The sequence below is a fragment of the Vibrio penaeicida genome (genome assembly GCF_030689305.1).
GTDB lineage: Bacteria > Pseudomonadota > Gammaproteobacteria > Enterobacterales > Vibrionaceae > Vibrio > Vibrio penaeicida_B.
The window spans coordinates 1-20369 of the sequence record NZ_JAUYVM010000033.1; the positions used below are offsets into that span (position 1 = coordinate 1).

Genomic DNA, 20369 nt, shown 5'->3' on the forward strand with positions numbered 1-20369 from the left:
GCCGACTACCGGAGTCGAACTGGTGACCTACTGATTACAAGTCAGTTGCTCTACCTACTGAGCTAAGTCGGCACACTAAATTCTTTGCTACTTTGTTAACATCTAAATTAGACACCAACAAACAAATTGTGGTGCCCGGAGGCGGAATCGAACCACCGACACGAGGATTTTCAATCCTCTGCTCTACCGACTGAGCTATCCGGGCGACGGAGCGCTATTAAACGGATTTTCAGCCTTACCGTCAACTTCTTTTTGCAAAAAAAATCAAAAAAGTGTGTTTTTGTCGAGAAAGTAAACGATATGCCTAAGTTTCAACACTTAACTCTTACCGGAATTGAAGTCGCGCTTGAATTTAGTCACTTTTTCCAGATAACGGCGTGCTTCGCTGTTCGGGTGTTTCTTGGTCAGCGCCCAATAAACTTGATTTGGTTGGAGGGAATTTAAGTCTCTCATGGCTCGTTTTCTGTCGTTACGATTGAAGGTATTTAACACGCCTCCGGTTCCACCGTTGTAGGCTGAAATCATACTGTATTCTAAAGAAGTCGGGTGTTTCACATTTTTTAGGTAGCGGTTCTTCAGAATGTAGAAGTAAGCGGTACCTGTATCGATATTCTTTTCAGGATCGAATAAGTATTCAGGGGAAGGTTGCCCTGATTTCTTTTTGACGAGTTTGAATACATCGCGTCCCGCTGTTTTAGGAACGACTTGCATTAAGCCATACGCGTTTGCCCAGCTAACGGCATAAGGGTTGAAGCTACTCTCGGTTTTGATAATGGCGTAAATCAGATCTTCAGGAATGTCATACTTGCGTGACGCTCTTTGCACTATATCGGCGTATTTATAGCTACGGCGCTCAAAATGGTCTTTAACCATCGGAATTTCAACGTAGTAGGATTTTTTGAAATCAATGGTTCGTGATTTTAACTGATTGGCGATGAGGTAATCGGCAAAACGATTTGCGCGCCAGCTCCATTGGATTGCTTTTTTGTCTTGATCTACGACTTGTTGGTAAAGAAAGGGTCTACCTTCCAGTTTTATATTGGAAGATGAATACAAATCGACACTTGCAGGATCATCGGGTGTCAGCAACGTGGTGATAATGGCATTTTTAAGGTGTTTTTTCGGTTCAGTAGAAGAAACCGTACTGATGGTTACTTTACCTTTTGCAAAATCAACTTCTGCGCGGCTTTGGTAGTTATCTATGTATTTTACGTAATTGCTTTTTCCTGCCACTCGAATTTCAGCTTTCCCCCATTTCTTTTCAATATTAATGGAGAAACTGTTCATCAACGCATCGAGTGCAGCAATGTCTTTTTGGAATTGACCAGGGAGCTCAGCGAGGTTTTTGGCGAATCGATTGGTGGGCTCGTAATCTACTTGATAAATGTTTTCGATAAATTCACGACTGCATCCCACGAGTAATAAGGCAGCACAAAAGTAGATTATTTTTTTCATCGTTTTCCCGAAAAAGACACCGTTAATGAAAGTAATGATGTCTTTTTAAGGGATAAAGGTAAAGGTAGGTTATGCGTTTAAGTGATCATTCACTCGGTGGCGTGTAACCATCGATGACGACGTCTTTACCCTCAAACAAGAAATTGACCATTTCTTTTTCTAGCTCTTTACGATGCTCAGGGTCCATCATGTTGAGCTTCTTCTCATTGATAAGCATGGTTTGCTTGTGCTGCCACATACCCCATGCTTCTTTCGAGATGTTATCAAAAATACGCTTGCCCAGATCACCGGGATACAGTTGAAAATCCAATCCCTCTCCGTCTTTCTTCAATCGAGCACAGAAAACAGTGCGGCTCATAATGGCTCCTTAATTTATTTCAAAGGGTAGGCTTTCAATTAACTGCTTTACAGGAGCAGCTAAGCCAATTTCTTCAGGTTGTGACAAGTTATACCAGAGACCTTTCGTTCCTTCCATTACCATATCTGGCTGTTTAGAGAGTTTGTACAAAACAGGAGTGATATCTAGATGGTAATGGCTGAAAGTATGACGAAACGCAATCAGCGTTTTTTCTTCATCTATGGTTGATTCCGTAATTGAACGTTTGTCTAACTCTGTCGCTAATTCTTGGTCTTCTTTTTGAGGAAAACAAAATAGCCCGCCCCAAATTCCACTTTGTGGTCTTTGTTCCAACCATATGTGGTTATCGTGATAGAGCAATGCAAACCAAGTCTCTTTTACGGGTTTTTCTTTTTTCGGTTTTTTACCTGGGTAATCAAGTTGGTTCCCATTCTTGTTGCTTTCACACATTGTCGATACTGGGCATAACGTGCATTTTGGTTTGCTTCGGGTACAAATCATTGCGCCCATGTCCATCATTGCTTGGTTGTATTTATCGACATCGGTGTTTGGAGTGTGCTGTTCAGCGTACTCCCAAAGTACGTTTTCTACTTTTTTTTGCCCTGGCCAGCCTGCAACTGCGAAGCTGCGAGCTAATGTACGCTTTACATTTCCGTCTAGAATAGCGTGGGGTAACTTGTAAACAGAGGAAAGTATGGCGGCTGCAGTAGAACGACCAATTCCCGGAAGGGCGTTCATGCTCTCCAGATCTTTTGGAAATTCACCTTGGTATTTTTCGGCGACCTCCTTTGCTGCTTTATGTAGGTTCCTTGCCCGCGCGTAGTATCCAAGCCCCGTCCATAGGTGCAGGACTTCATCTTGCTCGGCATTCGCGAGCTCCGTTACTGTAGGAAAGCGGTTAAGAAAACGCTCGTAGTATGGGATGACGGTGGCGACTTGAGTCTGCTGAAGCATGATCTCAGATAGCCAAACCGAATAAGCGGTTTTGTTCTGTTGCCACGGTAGGCTTTTCCGCCCGTAGGCGTCATACCAAGTTAAAATTGCCTTTGCGAATGGTGTCACGACATGCTCTGCTTTTTGCTTTTATTAAGGGCAAAATTGCACCACACTTAGGGCTGGATGTAAAACCGACAAAGTGTGTGGAGATAGTGTGTGAAATTGCCAAGAGCTTTTTCTTCGAATAACACTTGCACCAACGCCAATTCTTTGGATAATCCCCGCTTTGATCAATTAATGCGCAGGCTATAATCAATGAGTGAAGTGACCACTAACGAATACACTGAAGACGGCAAACTGGTACGTAAAGTTCGCAGTTTTGTACGTCGTGAAGGGCGTCTTACCAAAGGTCAGGAAAGTGCGATGAATGAGTGCTGGCCGACAATGGGTATCGACTATCAATCACAGCTTCTTGATTGGAAAGAAGTATTTGGTAATGACAATCCTGTGGTTCTGGAGATTGGTTTCGGAATGGGTGCATCATTAGTTGAAATGGCAAAAAATGCACCAGAGAAAAACTTCATTGGTATAGAAGTGCACAGCCCAGGTGTCGGCGCTTGCCTTGCAGCAGCGCGCGAAGCGGGTATTACTAACTTGCGTGTAATGTGTCACGATGCGGTGGAAGTGTTTGCAAACATGATTCCAGACAGCAGTTTAGCGACACTTCAACTTTTCTTCCCAGACCCGTGGCATAAAAAGCGTCACCATAAGCGTCGTATTGTTCAGCTTGATTTTGCTGAAATGGTTCGCCAAAAACTAAAATTGGAAGAGGGTATTTTCCATATGGCAACCGACTGGGAGAATTATGCAGAACATATGATTGAAGTGATGAATGAAGCACCCGGCTACACAAATATTGCTGAAGAAGGTGATTTTGTGCCAAGGCCAGACGATCGCCCTTTAACTAAATTTGAAGCACGTGGTCACCGTTTGGGGCATGGTGTTTGGGATATTAAATTTAAGCGTGTAAGCTAACTTTTAAGCGCTAACAGCCTTAGGTTAGAAGCAATTTATTTCTGGGCACACACCAATTAATAAATCGGTGATGAGACCCCAAAAAGCCAACGTTATGTTGGCTTTTTTGCTCTTCTATAGGGCGAAAAAGAAAAACGATAAGAATAAAAATTAAGGTCCAATAATTAATGAAACCTACAAACTTACTGCTTGCCGACATACTTGATGATGTTCGACCGTTGATTGGGAAAGGCAAAGTCGCCGACTACATTCCTGCATTAGCAAAAGTTCACAATGAAAAATTAGCGATCGCCGTTTACACCAATGACGGAAAAGTATTTCAGTCTGGCGATGCCGATGAACCTTTTTCGATTCAGTCTATTTCCAAAGCGTTAAGCCTAACGCTCGCCATGGTTTTGTATCAGCAAGAAGAAATCTGGATGCGAGTTGGAAAAGAGCCATCGGGTCAAGCATTCAACTCAATGATTCAGCTAGAAATGGAGCAGGGGATCCCTCGTAACCCTTTCATTAATGCAGGAGCCATTGTGGTTGCCGATTTACTTCATAGCCGCCTTTCTGCGCCAAGGCAGCGGTTACTGGAGTTTGTTCGCCAGCTTTCAGGGGATACTCACATTGTGTACGACAAAGTCGTGGCAGCCTCTGAAATGATGCACAGCGACCGCAATGCGGCAATTGCTTACCTAATGCGATCATTTGGTAATTTCCAAAATGACGTGATTCCAGTGCTGAATAATTACTTCCATGCCTGCGCATTAAAGATGAGCTGCGTTGATTTAGCCAAAACGTTCAGCTATTTGGCAAACAAAGGGGTGTCGGTACAAACTGGTAAGCAAGTGATCACACCTACACAAACAAAACAGCTTAACGCATTGTTAGCGACGTGTGGTTTGTATGACGGTGCAGGCGAATTTGCGTATCGAGTTGGTATGCCAGGTAAATCTGGTGTTGGCGGGGGGATTGTTGCCATCGTACCCGGTGAAATGACTATCGCAGTGTGGTCTCCAGAGCTCGATGCGTCGGGGAATTCTTTAGCGGGTACACGAGCTTTAGAACTGCTTTCAGAACGTATTGGGCGCTCAATATTCTAGTTAAATCTTAAATCTTAAATCTTAAATCTTAGGCAGGAGCTTTCCTGCCTATTCATCTTCTTCTGGCATAAAGGCCTCTAGCAAATCATTTAGGAAGAGCTTTCCTTTTTCGGTGACTTGCCAATGGGTTTCTGTTTCAGATAAGTAGCCAAGCTCTAGCGCATGGCTAATTGTGTTTTGAATTGCAGAGAAATTCAGCCCAGTCATCTCGGTGAAATCTTTTTTGGGGCACGCTTCGAGCAGGCGAAAGCGATTCATAAAGAATTCAAATGGGCGGTCTTCGTCTGATACTTGCTGTTCTTTGTCGAGGTAAGGCTTGACCATGTTCTGATACGCAGCCAAATAGCCACGCGGATGTTTCACTTTTGTGGTGCGAACAATACGCCCATCGGCAAAGCTGACCTTTCCGTGCGAACCACAGCCAATGCCAAGGTAATCCCCAAAACGCCAATAGTTTAAGTTATGTTGGCATTGGTACTCTGGTTTGCTGTATCCGGATATTTCATATTGAACATAACCCGCATCGGTCAACTTTTGGTGTCCGAGATCGAAGATATCCCACAAGTCATCATCATCTGGCAGTGTCGGCGGCTTGTAATAGAACATGGTATTGGGTTCTATCGTCAGTTGATACCAGGATAAGTGCGGAGGATCTAATTCTATCGCCTTTTCTAGGTCGCTGAGAGCCTGCTCTATGCTTTGATCGGGTAAACCATGCATGAGATCGAGATTAAAGCTGTTTAGCCCGATCTTATGCGCAAGCTTTGCGGCATTGACGGCTTCTTCTTTGCCATGAATACGACCAAGTCGTTCTAGCTTTTCTTGTTCGAAGCTTTGTACACCAATAGATATTCGAGTAACGCCTGCTTTTCGGTATCCAACAAAACGTTCGGCTTCAATACTCCCCGGATTGGCTTCCATCGTAATTTCGATATCTGGCTTAAAAGGAAGCCGCTGCTCAATACCATGGAGTAAATCTGAGATGCCTTCTGCCGAAATCAAGCTTGGTGTACCGCCTCCAATAAAGATCGAATGCAGCAGTCTCGGGTTGTCATTGAGCTTGTACCGCTCTATGTCTGTATCGAGATCTTCGAGTAGTGCAGCAATGTACTCAGCTTCGGGTATATCAGCTTTGAGTGCATGAGAATTGAAATCACAATAGGGGCACTTTTGTACACACCAAGGGATGTGTACGTAAAGGCTTAACGCAGGTGGTGTGAGCATAAGACGTTAGATGCCTTGCTGCTTAAGCTGGTCAAGTAGCTGGCTTAAGGCCTTTCCACGGTGGGAAAGTTGCTTCTTGCGAATAGGATCTAGTTCCGCAGACGCGCAATTATCTTCCGGTACATAGAAAATAGGGTCGTAGCCGAAGCCATTTTCGCCGTGCGCTTGAGTTAGGATCTTCCCTTCCCATTTTCCATGGCAAACAATGGGCGTAGGATCGTTTTCATGACGCATTAATACCAATACACAATGGAAGCGAGCCGTTCTTTGTGCTTCTGGTACGTCTGTCATCGCTTGTAAGAGCTTTTCAAGGTTATCATGGTCAGAAGCACTTTCTCCAGCGTAGCGTGCAGAGTAGATGCCAGGCGCGCCTTTAAGAAAGTCCACCTCAAGACCAGAATCGTCTGCGATAGCGGGCAGCCCCGTTTCCTTTGCAGCGTGTCGTGCTTTGATGATGGCATTTTCGATAAATGTTGTACCAGTTTCTGCCACTGAGGAAACATTGAATTCGCTTTGTGCCAATACATCGAAGCCGAATTCAGACAGCAGGGTCGCCATTTCTTTTACTTTGCCCTGATTTCCTGTCGCTAATACCAATTTGTTCATTATGAGGTTTCCTGTCTGTAAGATTGGAAGCGGCGCAAGGATATCACTTTTCAGCTATGCGACTCCATTACTCTTCTTTTTGTCGCTCAATTATTCTTCCACGTAGAATTTTTGGGTAAAGCGCAATTGCCCTTTTCCAGATAAACCTGAATCTACATCTACTGTGAAAGTAATGATCTCTTCATGAGTAATCGGAATCTCAGCTAAGTAATATATCGCGGTACCTTCTTTAACTTCTCTAAACGTCAGTTCCCGTATTTGACCCAACAAGTTTTTAGCATGACCTTCGAGTTTTGCCGTAATGGCGGGCTTACCAATTTTGGAATCATCTAAAACACTGATGTTCAGTAAGGCAGAGTACCCATTTCGTGTGAGGTCGTATTGCCTGGCCACTTTAGGGGTAAGAAATGTCGTGTTAAAGGCGGAGTAGTGAACTTCGATATTTTTGATGGTTTTGAATTGACCTGCTGTGACTGGCGCGACTAGGCACAGTGCCAACAAGACGGTTAGCCATTTGCTCATGATTGCTTCCTCTAAAAAAGCCCTCATAGGAGGGCTAGTATTTCGTTGGGCATTTTTTTAGGAGTGAAAACTCGAACTTGCTTATGCCGCCCGAGCTCCCCTTTCTCTATTTTGATTTGCCCTTTGGGAACATTAAATTGCTTCGCTAAATATTTAATGAGGTGGCTGTTGGCTTTACCGTCGACCGGTGGAGCAGTAAGGGCGATTTTCAGTTCATCGCCATGTTCTCCAACGATTTTGTCTCGGCTTGCTTTAGGCTGAACGTAAAGCCTTAGCACTACCTCATCATTTTTGTACGTGACTGCCGTCGGCATTATAAGCGGAACCAAATGTCTCCGATTACGTCACCCATCATGATATTGGCAAACTGCAATACAATAAACAGGACAAGTACGCTTAAATCGAAGCCACCCATTTCTGGAAGAATACGACGGATTGGCGCTAACATTGGCTCTGTTAATTGATGGAATACATACTCGATTGGGCTTCGACCTTGGCTGACCCAGCTCAGGATAGCGCGAATTAATAGAACCCAGAACAACAGCCCGCCCGCGGCTTTCACCAAAGACAGGGCACCTAAATAGAGAAACTCTACGCCAAACGCAAAGTTACCATTTGTTGATATCGCGACTATCGTAACGTACTTAAGAACGCAAAGAAGGTAGGCAAAAAGCAGCGTTGCCATATCTACACTGCCTATAGAAGGAATCACTCTGCGTAAAGGAGCGACGATAGGCTGAGTAGCTTTAACGATAAACTGTGAAAACGGATTGTAGAAATCCGCACGCGCCATTTGTAGCCATAAGCGCAAAATGACCACCATTATGTAGAGGTCAAATAAGGTTGAAACCAGAAAATGTAGAGAATTCATTCTTTACCCTTATTTTAGAAATCAGTTGTTAGAGTTGTTTTTCCATCTCTTCTGCGCGAGCTACAGCAGCTTTCATCGCTTTGGAGACTATGTCAGTCAATTGGTGTTCGTTAAATGTGCGTAGGGCTTCAGCAGTGGTTCCACCTTTTGAGGTGACTTGTTCACGCAATGTACCCAGTTCAATATTCGGGTTGGCCACCACCATTTGTGCTGCACCTATCGCAGATTGTTGTACAAGTAATCTCGCGGTGTCTTTATCAAACCCTTGCGCCATTGCTTCCGCTTGCATGGCTTCCATAAACAAGAAAAAGTACGCTGGTGCACTACCGGCTGCAGCGATGATGTTGTTTATGCCAGATTCCATTTCAACCCAGCAAGCCTCGCCAACCGACCCCATGAGATCAAAGGCGAATGTCTTGTTTTCTTCTGATACTGAGGGTAGTGCAAAAAGTCCACTCATTCCTTTTCCGACGAGAGAAGGAGTGTTAGGCATAACCCGCACTAAGTTCAGCTTTGCGCCCAGCATTTCTTCAAGCCTTACCGCAGAAATACCAGCAGCAATGGAGATGACAAGTTTGCTACTATAATCGATGCTTTGAAGCTTTGTGCACACATCAGCCATCATCTGAGGTTTCACTGCCAAAACGACGACATCGGCATTTTGAGTGGCGGCAAAGTTGTCGGTCGTGGTATTGACTTTGTATTGGTCTTCTAGCGCGACAAGTTTAGACTCTGTTCGCCCCGTGGCAGTAATGAGCGCTGAAGGGTAGCCACTGGCAACCAAGCCAGCAATAATGGAGCGAGCCATGTTACCCGCACCAATGAACGCAATACTTTTGTGTTCCATGTTCAAAAGATCCTAAATGTAAATTCGCGAGCAGACGTTATCTTCTGATCACTTAAATTCTGTTATTGCTTGTTACTGTAATCTCGGGCACCGAAAATCGCCGTTCCGATTCTCACCATGGTGCTGCCTGCTTCTACAGCTGCTTCCATGTCACCGCTCATACCCATAGAGAGCATGTCAACCTCTGGGTACTTCTCTGCCAGTTTGTCTTTTAGAGCTGCAAGTTGGTTAAACGCGGTTAACTGAGACTCATGACTGCTTACGTTCGCAGGAATTGACATCAACCCTTTTAATGTGAGGTTGGGTAAGTCATTTATCAATGCAGCCAGTTCAAACAGCTCTGCTTCGTTGATGCCAGACTTTGATGTTTCGCCGCTGGTATTGACTTGAATCAGCACGTTTAATGCTGGCAGGTCTGCTGGGCGTTGATCATTGAGACGCTGTGCGATCTTCGCTCTGTCGACTGAATGCACCCATGCAAAATTTTCTGCTATAGGTCGAGTTTTGTTGGACTGTATCGGTCCAATAAAGTGCCATTCAATGGCATTGTCGCTATAGTGTTCAGCAAAATACTGAACTTTATCAACACCTTCTTGAACGTAGTTTTCCCCAAAAGCCACCTGACCAGCTTTAAGCGCGTCGGCAATGGCTGCATTGGGTTTTGTTTTACTTACGGCTAAAAGTTGCACCGAGCCTGAAGCTCTACCACACTTTTCTTCAAGACTGCGAATTTGTGCGGTGATCTGCTGAATGTTTTGTTGAATACTACACATAATTGACTTAATTAAGGATTTTTATGGATATCGCTGAGTTACTGGATTTTAGTGTAAAGCATAATGCGTCAGATCTACATCTTTCTGCTGGAGTTCCTCCAATGGTGCGTGTAGATGGCGATGTACGTAAGTTAGGTGTCCCTGCTTTTACGCACGCCGATGTTCATCGACTGGTCTTTGAAATCATGAACGATGCGCAACGAGCAGAGTTTGAAGAAAAGCTGGAAACTGACTTTTCCTTCGAACTACCAAATGTCGGACGTTTTCGTGTCAATGCCTTTAACCAATCCCGTGGCAGCTCTGCGGTGTTCCGTACGATTCCTACTGAAGTGCCTAGTTTAGAGCAACTTGATGCCCCAGATATCTTTACTCAAATTTCTAATTATGAGAAAGGGCTTGTTCTGGTAACAGGACCAACAGGTTCAGGTAAGTCAACCACACTGGCAGCCATGGTCGATAATATCAATCGCAACCATAACAAACACATTTTGACGATTGAAGACCCGATCGAATTCGTACACCAGAGCAATAAATGTTTGATCAACCAGCGTGAAGTACACCGTGATACACACAGCTTTAATGCGGCACTTCGAAGTGCATTGCGTGAAGATCCGGATGTGATTCTGGTGGGCGAGCTCCGCGATAAAGAAACCATTAGCTTGGCATTGACGGCAGCGGAAACCGGACACCTCGTGTTTGGCACCCTACACACTAGCAGCGCCGCGAAAACCGTCGACCGAATCATTGATGTGTTCCCAGGTACCGACAAAGACATGGTGCGTTCTATGCTTTCTGAATCATTACGTGCGGTGATTTCGCAGAAGTTGTTGAAGCGCCTAGGTGGTGGGCGAGCTGCGTGTCACGAAATCATGTTAGCGACACCTGCGATTCGTAATCTTATCCGTGAAGACAAAGTCGCTCAAATGTATTCCGTGATCCAAACGGGTGGGGCGATGGGAATGCAAACGACAGAACAACACGCTAAGCAGTTGATTGCTCAAGGTGTGGTGGATGCAGATGAAGTCCGAGCCAAGCTTGAATCAGACTCCTTCGGCTTTTAGGTGACACTATGGAACTGAATCAAGTCTTATCTGAAATGGTGGCTCAGAAAGCCTCGGATATTTACATTACCGTTGGCGCACCTGTTTTGTTACGAGTCCATGGCGAATTGCAGCCTTTGGGAGAAGTACTGACGGAAACACAAACCTTTTCCATGCTCGATAGTATGATGGATGAAGAGCGACGGGGTGAATACCGTAAAAATAAAGAGTCCAACTTTGCGATTGTTCGCGATGTGGGTCGCTTTAGGGTCAGTGCTTTTTTCCAGCGTGAATTACCAGGAGCGGTAATACGTCGAATTGAAACTCAAATCCCTACCTTTGAGGATCTTCGATTACCCGATATCTTACAAGACTTGTCTATTGCTAAACGTGGTTTAGTGCTGGTGGTCGGTGCTACAGGGTCAGGTAAATCAACCACCATGGCAGCCATGACAGGGTTTCGTAATCAGAACCGCACAGGGCATATTTTGACGGTTGAGGACCCTATTGAATTTGTTCACGATCACAACAAGTGCATCATCACACAGCGTGAAGTTGGGCTGGATACCGATTCTTATGAAATTGCTTTGAAGAACTCGCTTCGTCAAGCACCAGATATGATTTTGATAGGTGAAATCCGCTCACGAGAAACCATGCAATACGCCATGACGTTTGCTGAGACTGGGCACTTGTGTATGGCGACTCTACACGCCAATAACGCCAATCAAGCGCTAGAGCGAATTCTTCATTTAGTGCCTAAAGAGCAAAAAGAGCAATTCCTATTCGATCTCTCCATGAACCTCCGAGGAGTGATCGCTCAGCAATTGATCCGTGATAAGAGTGGTCAAGGGCGTCATGGGGTGTTTGAGATCTTATTGAATACGCCAAGGGTGTCAGATCTTATTCGTCGCGGAGAATTGCATGAGCTGAAAGCGACGATGTCGAAATCGAATGAATCGGGTATGAAAACCTTCGATCAGTGTTTGTACGAGCTGGTGGTTGCCGACAAGATTACAGAGCAAGACGCCATGCACAGCGCCGATTCGGCAAACGATTTAAGACTAATGCTGAAAACCAACCGTGGAGACGACTTCTCCGGTGGCGCATTGGACGGCGTGAAGATCGATATGAATTGATACCTTTGAAAAAGAGAATGAAAAGATAAAGGGAAGACGATGATGTCTTCCCTTTTTATTTGTTCCTGCACAAAATCTAGGCTTTTTAGGCTTAAATTAGCTAGCCCACTGTGCCTCGAACCAACTTTCTAGGATAACAACGGCAGATTGGCAATCTACGTTTCCTTTGCTTAAGGCTTTATAGCCACCCATGGAAAAAAGCTCTGAGCGCGCTTCTGTGGTAGAAAGCCTTTCATCATGCAGTTCCACAGGTACTCCAAAGCGCCCGAATAACCGATTCGCAAATTTCTTAGCTCTGGGTGTGATGGTTTCTAAATCGCGCCCATGCAGGTCGGTTGGCAAGCCCACAACCAGTAGATTGGGTTGCCACTCTTTAATTTGCTTTTCGATGGCGTCCCAGTTTGGGATGCCATCATTGGCTTTAAATGCTTTTAGTGGGCTGGCTGTGCCCGTTATTTCTTGCCCGATGGCGCTGCCAATACTTTTGGTGCCAAAATCAAAGGCCATGATGGTGCGTGACGTCATGAATATCTCAATGTGTTTCGTGTTGTGAGAGGCGAGAACTGCCTCTTTATGCATGCCCAATTTGCGACGATAGCTGGCTTGCGTCGATTCCAAGCATTTGAACGGCTTTCTTCCATCTTTCATGGATGGGTGTTTGAAAAATAACACTAGGATCGGCTTCAATCGTTAACCACGAATTGTCCGCCAATTCACTTTCAAGTTGACCCGCTTCCCAACCCGAATAGCCTAGTGCTACAACATAGTGATCCGGTTCTGCTTCTGTACCGAGTACGCTCAAAATATCCTTTGATGTTGTGACCGCAATGGATTGTGTCATCTGGATGCTTGATTGGTAATGATCTTTGGGTTCATGAAGAATGAACCCCCGATCTTCTGCTACCGGTCCACCGTTTAATACTGGCTTCTCTAAACTGTCAGTATTGAGTTGAGGGTGGACGGGTTGTACTTCGACTTGCTTGAGCATGCCACCAACGGAGATATCAATGGGAGCATTAATAATAATGCCCATAGCGCCATCATCACTATGATCACATATGTAAACAACGGTGCGCTTAAACAACGGGTCTTGCATACCGGGCATGGCAACAAGAAAATGGTTCGCTAAGTTCATAACATCTCCAGTGTCGAGCTTAGGGTCAACAGCCCTTAGTTATTTTTGACTCTTCGCTCTATCGCATCCATCAACTTACCTGTGATAGATATATCGAATGCTGCTTCGATTTCGCGAATGCAAGTTGGGCTGGTGACGTTAATTTCAGTTAGCTTGTCACCAATAACGTCTAAGCCCACAAATATAAGCCCTTTCTCCTTAAGTGTAGGAGCTACAGCGTGTGCTATCTGTAAATCTGTTTCACTTAATGGTCTTGCCACGCCAGTGCCACCTGCGGCAAGGTTACCTCGAGTTTCGCCTTCTGCAGGAATACGCGCCAAGCAATAAGGCATTGGCTCACCATCCACCACCAGAATACGTTTATCACCGTTGCTGATGTCAGGCACGAAGGTTTGCGCCATGGCGTAATTCTGCCCGTGGTTTGTCAACGTTTCGATGATGACCGATACATTAGGATCGCCTTGTTTAACTCTGAAGATAGAGGCTCCGCCCATACCGTCCAACGGCTTAAGGATCACATCACCATGTTTGGCTTGAAACTCACGAATTTTTTCCGCTTTGCGAGTAACGATGGTGGTTGGAGTCAGTTCTGGGAACCAAGCAGTAAATAGCTTTTCGTTACAGTCACGTAGGCTTTGTGGCTTGTTGACGATCAGAGTCCCTTTTTCTTCCGCTCGTTCAAGAATGTACGTTGCGTAGATGTATTCTGTGTCAAACGGAGGATCTTTTCTCATCAAAACGGCATCAAGTTCTGAAAGTTCGATCGTTTGCTCTGATTGGAATTCATACCAACCAGAAGGATCTTCTTTCAGAGTCACCACTTTCGTGTCAGCAATAGGGGTGCCTTGATCTAAGTGGAGGTCGTTCATCTCCATATAGTGGATTTCCCAACCACGACGCTGAGCTTCTAACATCATTGCAAAGCTAGAATCTTTTTTGATGTTAATCGATGCAATGGGATCCATTACGATGCCGACTTTTATCATTCGAATATCTCCGTTTATCCAAGGTCGCCAAAGCGAACTTGTAATGCAGTAATAGCGGTTAACGCTGCGGTTTCTGTCCGTAATACTCTAGGACCAAGCAACGTTTCTTCAAATTGGTACTCTTCTGTCATGCGGATTTCTTCTGCAGACAATCCGCCTTCAGGACCTATCAATAACCTTACTCTTGTAATAGGTGTAGGTAAGGTATTGATTGAGTATTGGGCTCTTGGGTGCAAATTCAATTTCAAAGCGTCGCTTTGCTCGGCGCACCATTGCTCAAGCTGCATAATGGGACGAATTTCTGGAATGGTATTGCGTCCACATTGTTCACATGCACTAATGGCTATTTTCTGCCATTGTGCCAGCTTTTTTTCGAATCGTTTGGTGTCCAGTTTTACGCCACATCGTTCAGAAATCAAAGGGGTAATGGTATTTACACCCAATTCAACGGATTTCTGAATGGTGAATTCCATTTTTTCACCGCGAGAGACAACTTGTCCTAGATGAATGTTTAACGGCGATTCAAGACTGGTTTCGACACGCTCTTGAACATCTACCGTGACATTCTTTTTACTGACTTCTGAAATGATTGCAGGAAATTCAGCATTGCTGCCATCAAACAACAACACATTTTGCCCTTCTTTCATGCGCAGCGCTCTGCCTATATGACCAGCTGCATCATCGCTTAATTTCACCAAGCCGAGTTCATTGATGGTTTCGGGGTGATAAATTCGAGGGATTCGCATGTTTTTTGTTTCCTGCATGACACGTATTTAGTGACTAACATGGATGCGTGAAGGGGAAAAAACAAGCTTGTCAGCAAAAATATGGTTGTCTTCGAATTTTTTATATTTATCAATTGTATTTACGGAGAGCTCTAATTTATCTTAATCATTGATTTTAAAAATAGAACTAGAGTTAAAATGAAAAAAAGGAATGCGTTAGTTGTAGGCGGTGCTTTGATTGTGGCTCTTTCTGGGTGTGGTGGTGGGAGTTCTTCAGAAAACCCTGGTAGCTTGGCATCGCCAAACATAAAGGGAGATCCAAGTTTAGATAAAATTTCGACTTACCAATCTTCGGCTTTATCGAATGATATGCTTGAGTGTGTCAAACTTTACAAGAAGCGTCAGTCTTGTTCGCTAGATAAAATTCGTCCAATTGGTGTTGAGAAGCCTGGAGATCTTTCAATTTCAGATATCCAAGAAAGGCTAGTGGTCTCTCACAGTTGGATGGGTGATAACTTTATTAATGCGTTAAAAAGTATCCACGATCAGGATTTCCTAAACCTGTTTAAACCTCTCAATGCTATCGTTTTGAGTTATGATATCAGGCCTTCTTTTTATCATACGTATACCGCTGCTATTTATATCGATCCAAGATATTTGTGGCAGAATAAAGCGGAGTGGGATTCGATCTATAAGCAAGATGACTTCCGTTCTGACTTTAGCTCAGAGTTCACTTACGATAGTGCTAATCGTTTTATTTATCCAAATAGTAAAGAATACGTAACCTACAGCAATACCTATCATTCAGTGAATAATGCGTGGCGTGCATCCCATCATATTGCACCTGGACTGTTCCGACTATTAGCCCATGAACTGGCTCATGCTAATGACTATCTTCCTCCTGCTTACCTGTCACAGGTTGGTGACAGCGGTTCTGTTTTCAGTGCAATGCGTGATAATGCCAACAAAGTCCACACTGAACTGCAATCAAGCCACCCATTAACTTCATCATTGTTGTTGGAAGCAGCGGAGATTGCTTTCCATGGCAAGTCAATGACTGATCAAGCTCGAAATTCAACAGGAGAAATTGCGGGAAGTGAATTTAAGCCCGATGGCGCTGCGGCTTTTTACGGCTATTCAACTAACCGAGAAGATGTGGCAACGTTGTTTGAGTCATATATGATGTTTAAAAAGTACGGTGCGATTTCCGATGTTGCGTTCATATCTATCCCTAAAACTAAAGAATATACCTGTAATGATTGGAAAGTCTTGTGGGGAGAAAGGCACCGTTTGGCAGATGACAATGTGCGGACAAAGACCATATTTGTTGCTCAACGATTAACAGGGAAAACAGAGTCTGAAGTGATTTCAAATATGCCATCCAATGTGGCTGATGTCAGTACTTTGACTCCAGGTCTTGGTTGGTGTGAGTCACGTACACTGAATACTTCAAGTTCTTTTATGGGATTGTCAAAATCTGATGTTTCTGAACATCCGTATGACTACTTAGATGACATAGGGCGAAAGCACTAGAACAACTTATTAAGCCCCGAATATCGGGGCTTTTTACTCAGCTTTTACAATTCTCGTAAACAAAAGGATTGTGGTTGCCTTGTACTTTATATATGCGCTCATCACGCGTGCATTCCCATTCATCGACAGGGAATTGCGTGTTCCACGCTTTCATTAAATTGGTCTGTTGCTTAGATAGGCGAAATCCATATTCTTTACTCATGTAAAGGTACGTGCGCGCGATAGATCCCTTGGCTCTATCTGGTGGCATAACTCTTCTTTGTTTGAAGTTAACCTGCACCTCACATTGACCATAGGTCGCACCATCGACACCATTCCATTGACTGAAGTTGTAATTAGATCGATCGCCATTAACTTCGCCGATAGTCGGAGTCAGATTGTGAAGATCAGCCTCCATTGAGCGAAATACTTTGTCTTTTTTGGTACAGTTCTTTCTTCCGCCAGTTTGCCAGCATTGTCGCTGATGACCAAATTGCCACGCAGGTACTACGTGTTCCCATTCAATTCGAGAAGCGCGTTTTAGTTGTTTTCGTACTTCATAGCCGCACCCTTTTAGGTCGGGTACACCTTTTTTCCCTTTCCATTCAATATTACATCCGCAGTAGAAGCTAATTGGATGATCAGCGTAAATCTTAACGGCTTCTCTTTTGGCTTTTGAAAATGAAGAGGGCGGGGCAGCAATAGTGGCGGCACTGAAGAGAGTCAATGCAAGGAAATAATATAGTGGACGCATAGTTATTGATAATTATGATTATTAATAACTTGAGTCTAGCAACTACGTGATATTTTTATCTATAGATATAAAGGAAATTAACAAACTTAAGACAATTGAGTGCCTGTAAATTTGAGGTCGTGCTGACAGGCTTTACAGCGATAACTGGTTTCTCCCCTCAGGACCTTATTGTGTCGACGGATAGATAAGGGGTGAAATTGGCAACCACACTGGTACTCGAATGTTTTTCCTTGAACCCCTGTTACATCAAAGCTATGTGTTGTTTTTGCAGGAATACCTAAAACAGATTCCATGACATATTGCCATTCTTTACCGTGAGGTTTGACTCGACCAAAACACTGGTAGGTAATCAGATGTGCGACTTCGTGTGGGATAACTTCTTGTAGAAAGGCTAGTTTATTCTCTTTAAATAAAGCGAGGTTGAGGCGGATCTCCCATTGTTGTAGATACGCCTTTCCAGCAGCCTTACCCCTGACATTAAAGTTCCATGTAGGTTGCACAAAGGGTTTGTTAAATACGCGTTCTGCTTTTTTGATGCACTGTTTGATGATTTGTTCGATCGCGTAGTGTGTGGTCGGGTCTTGCATAAAATAACAGCCTCTGAATTGAGGCTGTTATTGTACTTAAATTTGCCGGTTTGTTAATGATGTCGGCGTTGAATCGTTGCTTCGTATCCGTGCCATGTTCCATAACCCAATATTGGCATTACGACCATCATTCCAAGTCCGAAAGTGGCAAAGCCGATAATCAAACCACCACAAATGATTGCAGCCCAGACAATCATCGCTGGGATGTTTGATTTAACCGCGTTAAAGCTGGTAAAGATGGCGGTCATAATATCGACTCTGCGTTCCATCATCATCGGAATGGAGAAGACGGATATGCAGAAAATAATAGTAGACAGTACAACACCTATTAAAGAGCCAATAACAAGAAACGGTAAGAACTCAGAAATAGGCGCCCCTTCGACGGAAGGGTATAAAGCGTGTAATAAGGCTGCGATCCGCATCCAGAAAATCATGGCAATACTGAGCATGAGGGCAAACCCCCACTGAGAGACGGAATTTCTCCCAATAGCATGTATTGAGTGCATTAACCGAGGTTTATGACCTTTCTCTAGCTCCCAAGCGGCATCATACAGCCCAAGAGCGAGGAAGGGACCGATAAGCATATAAACAATTAAGCTTGGTAATACGACAAGGTGAGTGCCTTGCCAGTATACTAATCCCACAACCCCTATCGCGGCAGCGGTAAAGCATAAACCGTAAAAAGCGCTGATAAGTGGTGTTCTCATTAGGTCGTGAACGGCCATTGCAAGCCATTGAAAAGGCTCGGTGATGCCGACTTTGTTGCAAGGTATGGTTTTGGCGTATTCAGAATCTGGGATGACTTGGTCTTTCTTATCAGACACGTCATCTGGATTGAGTGTACGAGGCATAAATCCTCCTGAATGAGTGCATTCAACTACCGCTAACGAGTAGTTTCCCCTAATTCGATGCAGAATGAGTCCGTGAACCCAACCCCTTGTCACGAATGCATTTTGCATCTCACAGTTATTAACCGACTCTAGTAATACAAAACCTTAAGAAACGGAAAATAACAAAATCCCTTGAATAAGTGGGTGAACCGTGATGACAAAAACACAATACCCACACTTTTCTTACTATTAACTATGTCATCACCCAGCGAAAAAACAACCTTTAATGTTTAAAAAATGATCTTCATGTAAATTTTATGTAACAAAAAGCCCTCGCATTGCGAGGGCTTCAGTTTAAATATTTTGTCTTACAGACCAGCGAATTCGCGCAGTAGAATCGCTTTATCTGTTGCTTCCCAAGGGAACTCTTCGCGACCAAAGTGACCGTAAGCCGCAGTCTTCTTATAGATAGGCTGAAGTAAGTTCAGCATTTCCTGAAGTCCGTATGGGCGTAGGTCGAAGTTCTGACGAACCGCTTCAATGATGATGTTGTGTGGCACTTTTTCAGTACCGAACGTTTCCACCATGATAGATGTTGGGTCAGCAACACCGATAGCATATGAAAGCTGAATCTCACAGCGATCAGCCAAGCCTGCTGCTACGATGTTTTTCGCAACATAACGTGCCGCGTATGCTGCGCTGCGATCTACTTTTGATGGATCTTTACCAGAGAATGCACCGCCACCGTGACGAGCTGCACCACCGTAGGTATCAACAATGATCTTACGACCAGTCAAACCACAATCGCCCATAGGACCGCCAATTACAAAGCGACCCGTTGGGTTAATGAAGAAGTTGGTTTCTTTGTTCAACCACTCAGAAGGTAAAACAGGTTTAATGATTTCTTCCATTACGGCTTCACGCAGGTCAGGCGTAGAAATAGAGTCACAATGTTGAGTTGAAAGAACAACCGCATCGATACCAACAATTTTTCCCTGATCGTACTGGAAGGTTACCTGGGATTTTGCATCAGGACGTAACCATGGAAGTTTGCCGTTTTTACGGACTTCAGCCTGCTTTTGAACCAGTAAATGTGAGTACGTAATTGGAGCTGGCATGAATACATCAGTTTCATTTGTCGCGTAACCAAACATAATGCCTTGGTCGCCTGCGCCTTGCTCTTTAGGATCTGTTTTATCGACACCTTGGTTGATGTCTGGAGATTGTTTACCAATGGTATTCAGTACTGCACAAGAATCGGCATCAAAGCCCATGTCAGAGTGTACGTATCCGATTTCTCGAACGGTTTGGCGAGTCAGCTCTTCGATATCAACCCAAGCTGAAGTGGTAATTTCACCACCTACCATTACCATGCCAGTTTTCACATAGGTTTCACACGCTACGCGAGCTTTAGGATCTTGCTCAAGAATTGCGTCAAGGACGGCATCAGAAATTTGGTCTGCAATTTTATCTGGATGACCTTCTGAAACTGACTCAGAAGTGAATAGGTGCTTTGCCATGATAGCTCCACTTTTAAAGTTTGAGAGACCGATTATTCAAATCCATCTCGCTTAATTACATTAATTTATGTAGGTGTTTCTACATCTAGACGTCTATTCTAATTTCGAATCGATAGAATTCAAGCAAATTTTGTACATATCTCATAACCAACCGTTTGCGCAAGTTGATGTGTTTTTGGAGATGTTCACGTGGAATGTAGGAAAAGGGTAGCAAATGTCACGAAATGGTAGGTAAATCGATTGCAGCACCTATTGTGCTTTGCGACAATACGCCCTCACAATTTCTCTTTCAATTCGCTTAATGCATTCAGGAGCAGACATGTCTTCTCGTAACCTTCTTTCAAACAAAGAGCTAGCTAATGCTATTCGTGCCCTTAGCATGGATGGCGTTCAAGCTGCTAACTCTGGTCACCCAGGTGCACCAATGGG

24 protein-coding genes and 2 tRNA genes are annotated in these 20369 nt (G+C 44.2%); 6 read left to right on the forward strand and 20 right to left on the reverse strand.

The window, feature by feature from the left end; genetic code table 11:
- From Q8W40_RS27220 to mutY, 5 genes are all read right to left on the reverse strand, one after another.
- Positions 1 to 72 (reverse strand) — tRNA-Thr (locus tag Q8W40_RS27220).
- Positions 73 to 129: 57 nt separating this feature from the next.
- A tRNA-Phe gene (locus Q8W40_RS27225) sits at positions 130 to 205 on the reverse strand.
- Between the two features lie 113 nt (positions 206 to 318).
- A complete protein-coding gene (gene mltC / locus Q8W40_RS27230; protein WP_305402006.1) occupies positions 319 to 1455 on the reverse strand; it encodes a membrane-bound lytic murein transglycosylase MltC in 1137 nt (378 codons plus the stop codon).
- Positions 1456 to 1540: 85 nt separating this feature from the next.
- On the reverse strand, positions 1541 to 1813 hold the full coding sequence (locus Q8W40_RS27235; protein WP_101112575.1) for an oxidative damage protection protein: 273 nt from the start codon (positions 1811 to 1813) through the stop codon (positions 1541 to 1543).
- Between the two features lie 9 nt (positions 1814 to 1822).
- Positions 1823 to 2875 (reverse strand): A/G-specific adenine glycosylase, encoded by a 1053-nt coding sequence (gene mutY, locus Q8W40_RS27240; protein ID WP_305402007.1) that lies wholly within the window; start codon positions 2873 to 2875, stop codon positions 1823 to 1825.
- A gap of 189 nt (positions 2876 to 3064) precedes the next feature.
- Here mutY and trmB point away from each other — a divergent pair, with 189 nt between their 5' ends.
- Both trmB and glsB read left to right on the forward strand, forming a co-directional pair.
- A complete protein-coding gene (gene trmB, locus Q8W40_RS27245) occupies positions 3065 to 3784 on the forward strand; it encodes a tRNA (guanosine(46)-N7)-methyltransferase TrmB (RefSeq protein ID WP_126608188.1) in 720 nt (239 codons plus the stop codon).
- A gap of 167 nt (positions 3785 to 3951) precedes the next feature.
- Positions 3952 to 4872 carry a glutaminase B gene (gene glsB, locus Q8W40_RS27250; protein ID WP_305402008.1) on the forward strand — a complete coding sequence of 307 codons (921 nt, stop codon included), beginning with the start codon at positions 3952 to 3954 and terminating at the stop codon, positions 4870 to 4872.
- A gap of 48 nt (positions 4873 to 4920) precedes the next feature.
- On the opposite strand, the gene hemW is transcribed toward glsB, so the two are convergent.
- The 7 genes from hemW to Q8W40_RS27285 form a co-directional block, all read right to left on the reverse strand.
- On the reverse strand, positions 4921 to 6096 hold the full coding sequence (gene hemW / locus Q8W40_RS27255; RefSeq protein WP_126608186.1) for a radical SAM family heme chaperone HemW: 1176 nt from the start codon (positions 6094 to 6096) through the stop codon (positions 4921 to 4923).
- A gap of 6 nt (positions 6097 to 6102) precedes the next feature.
- Positions 6103 to 6702 carry an XTP/dITP diphosphatase gene (locus Q8W40_RS27260; protein ID WP_305402009.1) on the reverse strand — a complete coding sequence of 200 codons (600 nt, stop codon included), beginning with the start codon at positions 6700 to 6702 and terminating at the stop codon, positions 6103 to 6105.
- Positions 6703 to 6792: 90 nt separating this feature from the next.
- Positions 6793 to 7224: a DUF4426 domain-containing protein gene (locus tag Q8W40_RS27265; protein WP_305402010.1), complete on the reverse strand. Its 432-nt coding sequence runs from the start codon at positions 7222 to 7224 to the stop codon at positions 6793 to 6795.
- A 23-nt stretch (positions 7225 to 7247) separates the two neighbouring features.
- Entirely contained in the window at positions 7248 to 7538 is a 291-nt protein-coding gene (yggU, locus tag Q8W40_RS27270) for a DUF167 family protein YggU (RefSeq protein ID WP_305402011.1), read from the reverse strand.
- Positions 7538 to 8095: a YggT family protein gene (locus Q8W40_RS27275; RefSeq protein ID WP_305402012.1), complete on the reverse strand. Its 558-nt coding sequence runs from the start codon at positions 8093 to 8095 to the stop codon at positions 7538 to 7540. Before Q8W40_RS27275 ends, yggU begins: the two co-directional genes overlap by 1 nt.
- 28 nt (positions 8096 to 8123) lie before the next feature.
- Positions 8124 to 8942 (reverse strand): pyrroline-5-carboxylate reductase, encoded by an 819-nt coding sequence (gene proC, locus Q8W40_RS27280; RefSeq protein ID WP_305402013.1) that lies wholly within the window; start codon positions 8940 to 8942, stop codon positions 8124 to 8126.
- 62 nt (positions 8943 to 9004) lie between these two features.
- Positions 9005 to 9715: a YggS family pyridoxal phosphate-dependent enzyme gene (locus Q8W40_RS27285; protein WP_305402014.1), complete on the reverse strand. Its 711-nt coding sequence runs from the start codon at positions 9713 to 9715 to the stop codon at positions 9005 to 9007.
- A gap of 23 nt (positions 9716 to 9738) precedes the next feature.
- Here Q8W40_RS27285 and Q8W40_RS27290 point away from each other — a divergent pair, with 23 nt between their 5' ends.
- Together Q8W40_RS27290 and Q8W40_RS27295 are read left to right on the forward strand one after the other, a co-directional pair.
- Entirely contained in the window at positions 9739 to 10776 is a 1038-nt protein-coding gene (locus Q8W40_RS27290; protein ID WP_101112564.1) for a type IV pilus twitching motility protein PilT, read from the forward strand.
- 8 nt (positions 10777 to 10784) lie between these two features.
- Positions 10785 to 11891, forward strand: coding sequence for a PilT/PilU family type 4a pilus ATPase (locus tag Q8W40_RS27295; RefSeq protein WP_305402015.1), 1107 nt, complete (start codon positions 10785 to 10787; stop codon positions 11889 to 11891).
- Positions 11892 to 11987: 96 nt separating this feature from the next.
- Here Q8W40_RS27295 and ruvX read toward each other — a convergent pair whose 3' ends face one another.
- The 4 genes from ruvX to rsmE are packed head-to-tail and all read right to left on the reverse strand — an operon-like array spanning position 11988 to position 14758.
- Positions 11988 to 12416, reverse strand: a complete 429-nt coding sequence (ruvX, locus tag Q8W40_RS27300; protein WP_101112582.1) for a Holliday junction resolvase RuvX — start codon at positions 12414 to 12416, stop codon at positions 11988 to 11990.
- A gap of 46 nt (positions 12417 to 12462) precedes the next feature.
- Positions 12463 to 13026, reverse strand: a complete 564-nt coding sequence (locus Q8W40_RS27305; RefSeq protein ID WP_101112562.1) for a YqgE/AlgH family protein — start codon at positions 13024 to 13026, stop codon at positions 12463 to 12465.
- A gap of 35 nt (positions 13027 to 13061) precedes the next feature.
- On the reverse strand, positions 13062 to 14012 hold the full coding sequence (gene gshB / locus Q8W40_RS27310; RefSeq protein WP_101112561.1) for a glutathione synthase: 951 nt from the start codon (positions 14010 to 14012) through the stop codon (positions 13062 to 13064).
- A gap of 14 nt (positions 14013 to 14026) precedes the next feature.
- Positions 14027 to 14758 carry a 16S rRNA (uracil(1498)-N(3))-methyltransferase gene (gene rsmE, locus Q8W40_RS27315; protein ID WP_305402016.1) on the reverse strand — a complete coding sequence of 244 codons (732 nt, stop codon included), beginning with the start codon at positions 14756 to 14758 and terminating at the stop codon, positions 14027 to 14029.
- Positions 14759 to 14935: 177 nt separating this feature from the next.
- Between rsmE and Q8W40_RS27320 the strand changes: the two genes are divergently transcribed.
- Complete coding sequence (locus Q8W40_RS27320; RefSeq protein WP_305402017.1) at positions 14936 to 16270, forward strand: hypothetical protein; 1335 nt, start codon at positions 14936 to 14938, stop codon at positions 16268 to 16270.
- 37 nt (positions 16271 to 16307) lie between these two features.
- Here the strand turns inward: Q8W40_RS27320 and Q8W40_RS27325 are convergent, their stop codons facing one another.
- The 4 genes from Q8W40_RS27325 to metK form a co-directional block, all read right to left on the reverse strand.
- Positions 16308 to 17003, reverse strand: a complete 696-nt coding sequence (locus Q8W40_RS27325) for an endonuclease (RefSeq protein ID WP_305402018.1) — start codon at positions 17001 to 17003, stop codon at positions 16308 to 16310.
- Positions 17004 to 17089: 86 nt separating this feature from the next.
- Positions 17090 to 17590 carry a SprT family zinc-dependent metalloprotease gene (locus Q8W40_RS27330; protein WP_305402019.1) on the reverse strand — a complete coding sequence of 167 codons (501 nt, stop codon included), beginning with the start codon at positions 17588 to 17590 and terminating at the stop codon, positions 17090 to 17092.
- Positions 17591 to 17643: 53 nt separating this feature from the next.
- Entirely contained in the window at positions 17644 to 18441 is a 798-nt protein-coding gene (locus Q8W40_RS27335; protein ID WP_305402020.1) for a DUF2189 domain-containing protein, read from the reverse strand.
- A gap of 347 nt (positions 18442 to 18788) precedes the next feature.
- Positions 18789 to 19940 carry a methionine adenosyltransferase gene (gene metK / locus Q8W40_RS27340; RefSeq protein WP_305402021.1) on the reverse strand — a complete coding sequence of 384 codons (1152 nt, stop codon included), beginning with the start codon at positions 19938 to 19940 and terminating at the stop codon, positions 18789 to 18791.
- Between the two features lie 319 nt (positions 19941 to 20259).
- Between metK and Q8W40_RS27345 the strand changes: the two genes are divergently transcribed.
- On the forward strand, positions 20260 to 20369 hold a 110-nt coding region (locus tag Q8W40_RS27345), incomplete at its 3' end, for a hypothetical protein (RefSeq protein WP_305402022.1).

What these genes read in the sequence shown, in the direction of transcription:
- mltC (WP_305402006.1), bottom strand. Translation starts at nt 1,455, where the DNA reads ATGAAAAAAATAATCTACTTTTGTGCTGCCTTATTACTCGTGGGATGC.
- Q8W40_RS27235 (WP_101112575.1), bottom strand. Translation starts at nt 1,813, where the DNA reads ATGAGCCGCACTGTTTTCTGTGCTCGATTGAAGAAAGACGGAGAGGGA.
- trmB (WP_126608188.1), top strand. Translation starts at nt 3,065, where the DNA reads ATGAGTGAAGTGACCACTAACGAATACACTGAAGACGGCAAACTGGTA.
- glsB (WP_305402008.1), top strand. Translation starts at nt 3,952, where the DNA reads ATGAAACCTACAAACTTACTGCTTGCCGACATACTTGATGATGTTCGA.
- hemW (WP_126608186.1), bottom strand. Translation starts at nt 6,096, where the DNA reads ATGCTCACACCACCTGCGTTAAGCCTTTACGTACACATCCCTTGGTGT.
- Q8W40_RS27260 (WP_305402009.1), bottom strand. Translation starts at nt 6,702, where the DNA reads ATGAACAAATTGGTATTAGCGACAGGAAATCAGGGCAAAGTAAAAGAA.
- Q8W40_RS27265 (WP_305402010.1), bottom strand. Translation starts at nt 7,224, where the DNA reads ATGAGCAAATGGCTAACCGTCTTGTTGGCACTGTGCCTAGTCGCGCCA.
- yggU (WP_305402011.1), bottom strand. Translation starts at nt 7,538, where the DNA reads ATGCCGACGGCAGTCACGTACAAAAATGATGAGGTAGTGCTAAGGCTT.
- Q8W40_RS27275 (WP_305402012.1), bottom strand. Translation starts at nt 8,095, where the DNA reads ATGAATTCTCTACATTTTCTGGTTTCAACCTTATTTGACCTCTACATA.
- proC (WP_305402013.1), bottom strand. Translation starts at nt 8,942, where the DNA reads ATGGAACACAAAAGTATTGCGTTCATTGGTGCGGGTAACATGGCTCGC.
- Q8W40_RS27285 (WP_305402014.1), bottom strand. Translation starts at nt 9,715, where the DNA reads ATGTGTAGTATTCAACAAAACATTCAGCAGATCACCGCACAAATTCGC.
- Q8W40_RS27290 (WP_101112564.1), top strand. Translation starts at nt 9,739, where the DNA reads ATGGATATCGCTGAGTTACTGGATTTTAGTGTAAAGCATAATGCGTCA.
- Q8W40_RS27295 (WP_305402015.1), top strand. Translation starts at nt 10,785, where the DNA reads ATGGAACTGAATCAAGTCTTATCTGAAATGGTGGCTCAGAAAGCCTCG.
- ruvX (WP_101112582.1), bottom strand. Translation starts at nt 12,416, where the DNA reads ATGACGTCACGCACCATCATGGCCTTTGATTTTGGCACCAAAAGTATT.
- Q8W40_RS27305 (WP_101112562.1), bottom strand. Translation starts at nt 13,026, where the DNA reads ATGAACTTAGCGAACCATTTTCTTGTTGCCATGCCCGGTATGCAAGAC.
- gshB (WP_101112561.1), bottom strand. Translation starts at nt 14,012, where the DNA reads ATGATAAAAGTCGGCATCGTAATGGATCCCATTGCATCGATTAACATC.
- rsmE (WP_305402016.1), bottom strand. Translation starts at nt 14,758, where the DNA reads ATGCGAATCCCTCGAATTTATCACCCCGAAACCATCAATGAACTCGGC.
- Q8W40_RS27320 (WP_305402017.1), top strand. Translation starts at nt 14,936, where the DNA reads ATGAAAAAAAGGAATGCGTTAGTTGTAGGCGGTGCTTTGATTGTGGCT.
- Q8W40_RS27325 (WP_305402018.1), bottom strand. Translation starts at nt 17,003, where the DNA reads ATGCGTCCACTATATTATTTCCTTGCATTGACTCTCTTCAGTGCCGCC.
- Q8W40_RS27330 (WP_305402019.1), bottom strand. Translation starts at nt 17,590, where the DNA reads ATGCAAGACCCGACCACACACTACGCGATCGAACAAATCATCAAACAG.
- Q8W40_RS27335 (WP_305402020.1), bottom strand. Translation starts at nt 18,441, where the DNA reads ATGCCTCGTACACTCAATCCAGATGACGTGTCTGATAAGAAAGACCAA.
- metK (WP_305402021.1), bottom strand. Translation starts at nt 19,940, where the DNA reads ATGGCAAAGCACCTATTCACTTCTGAGTCAGTTTCAGAAGGTCATCCA.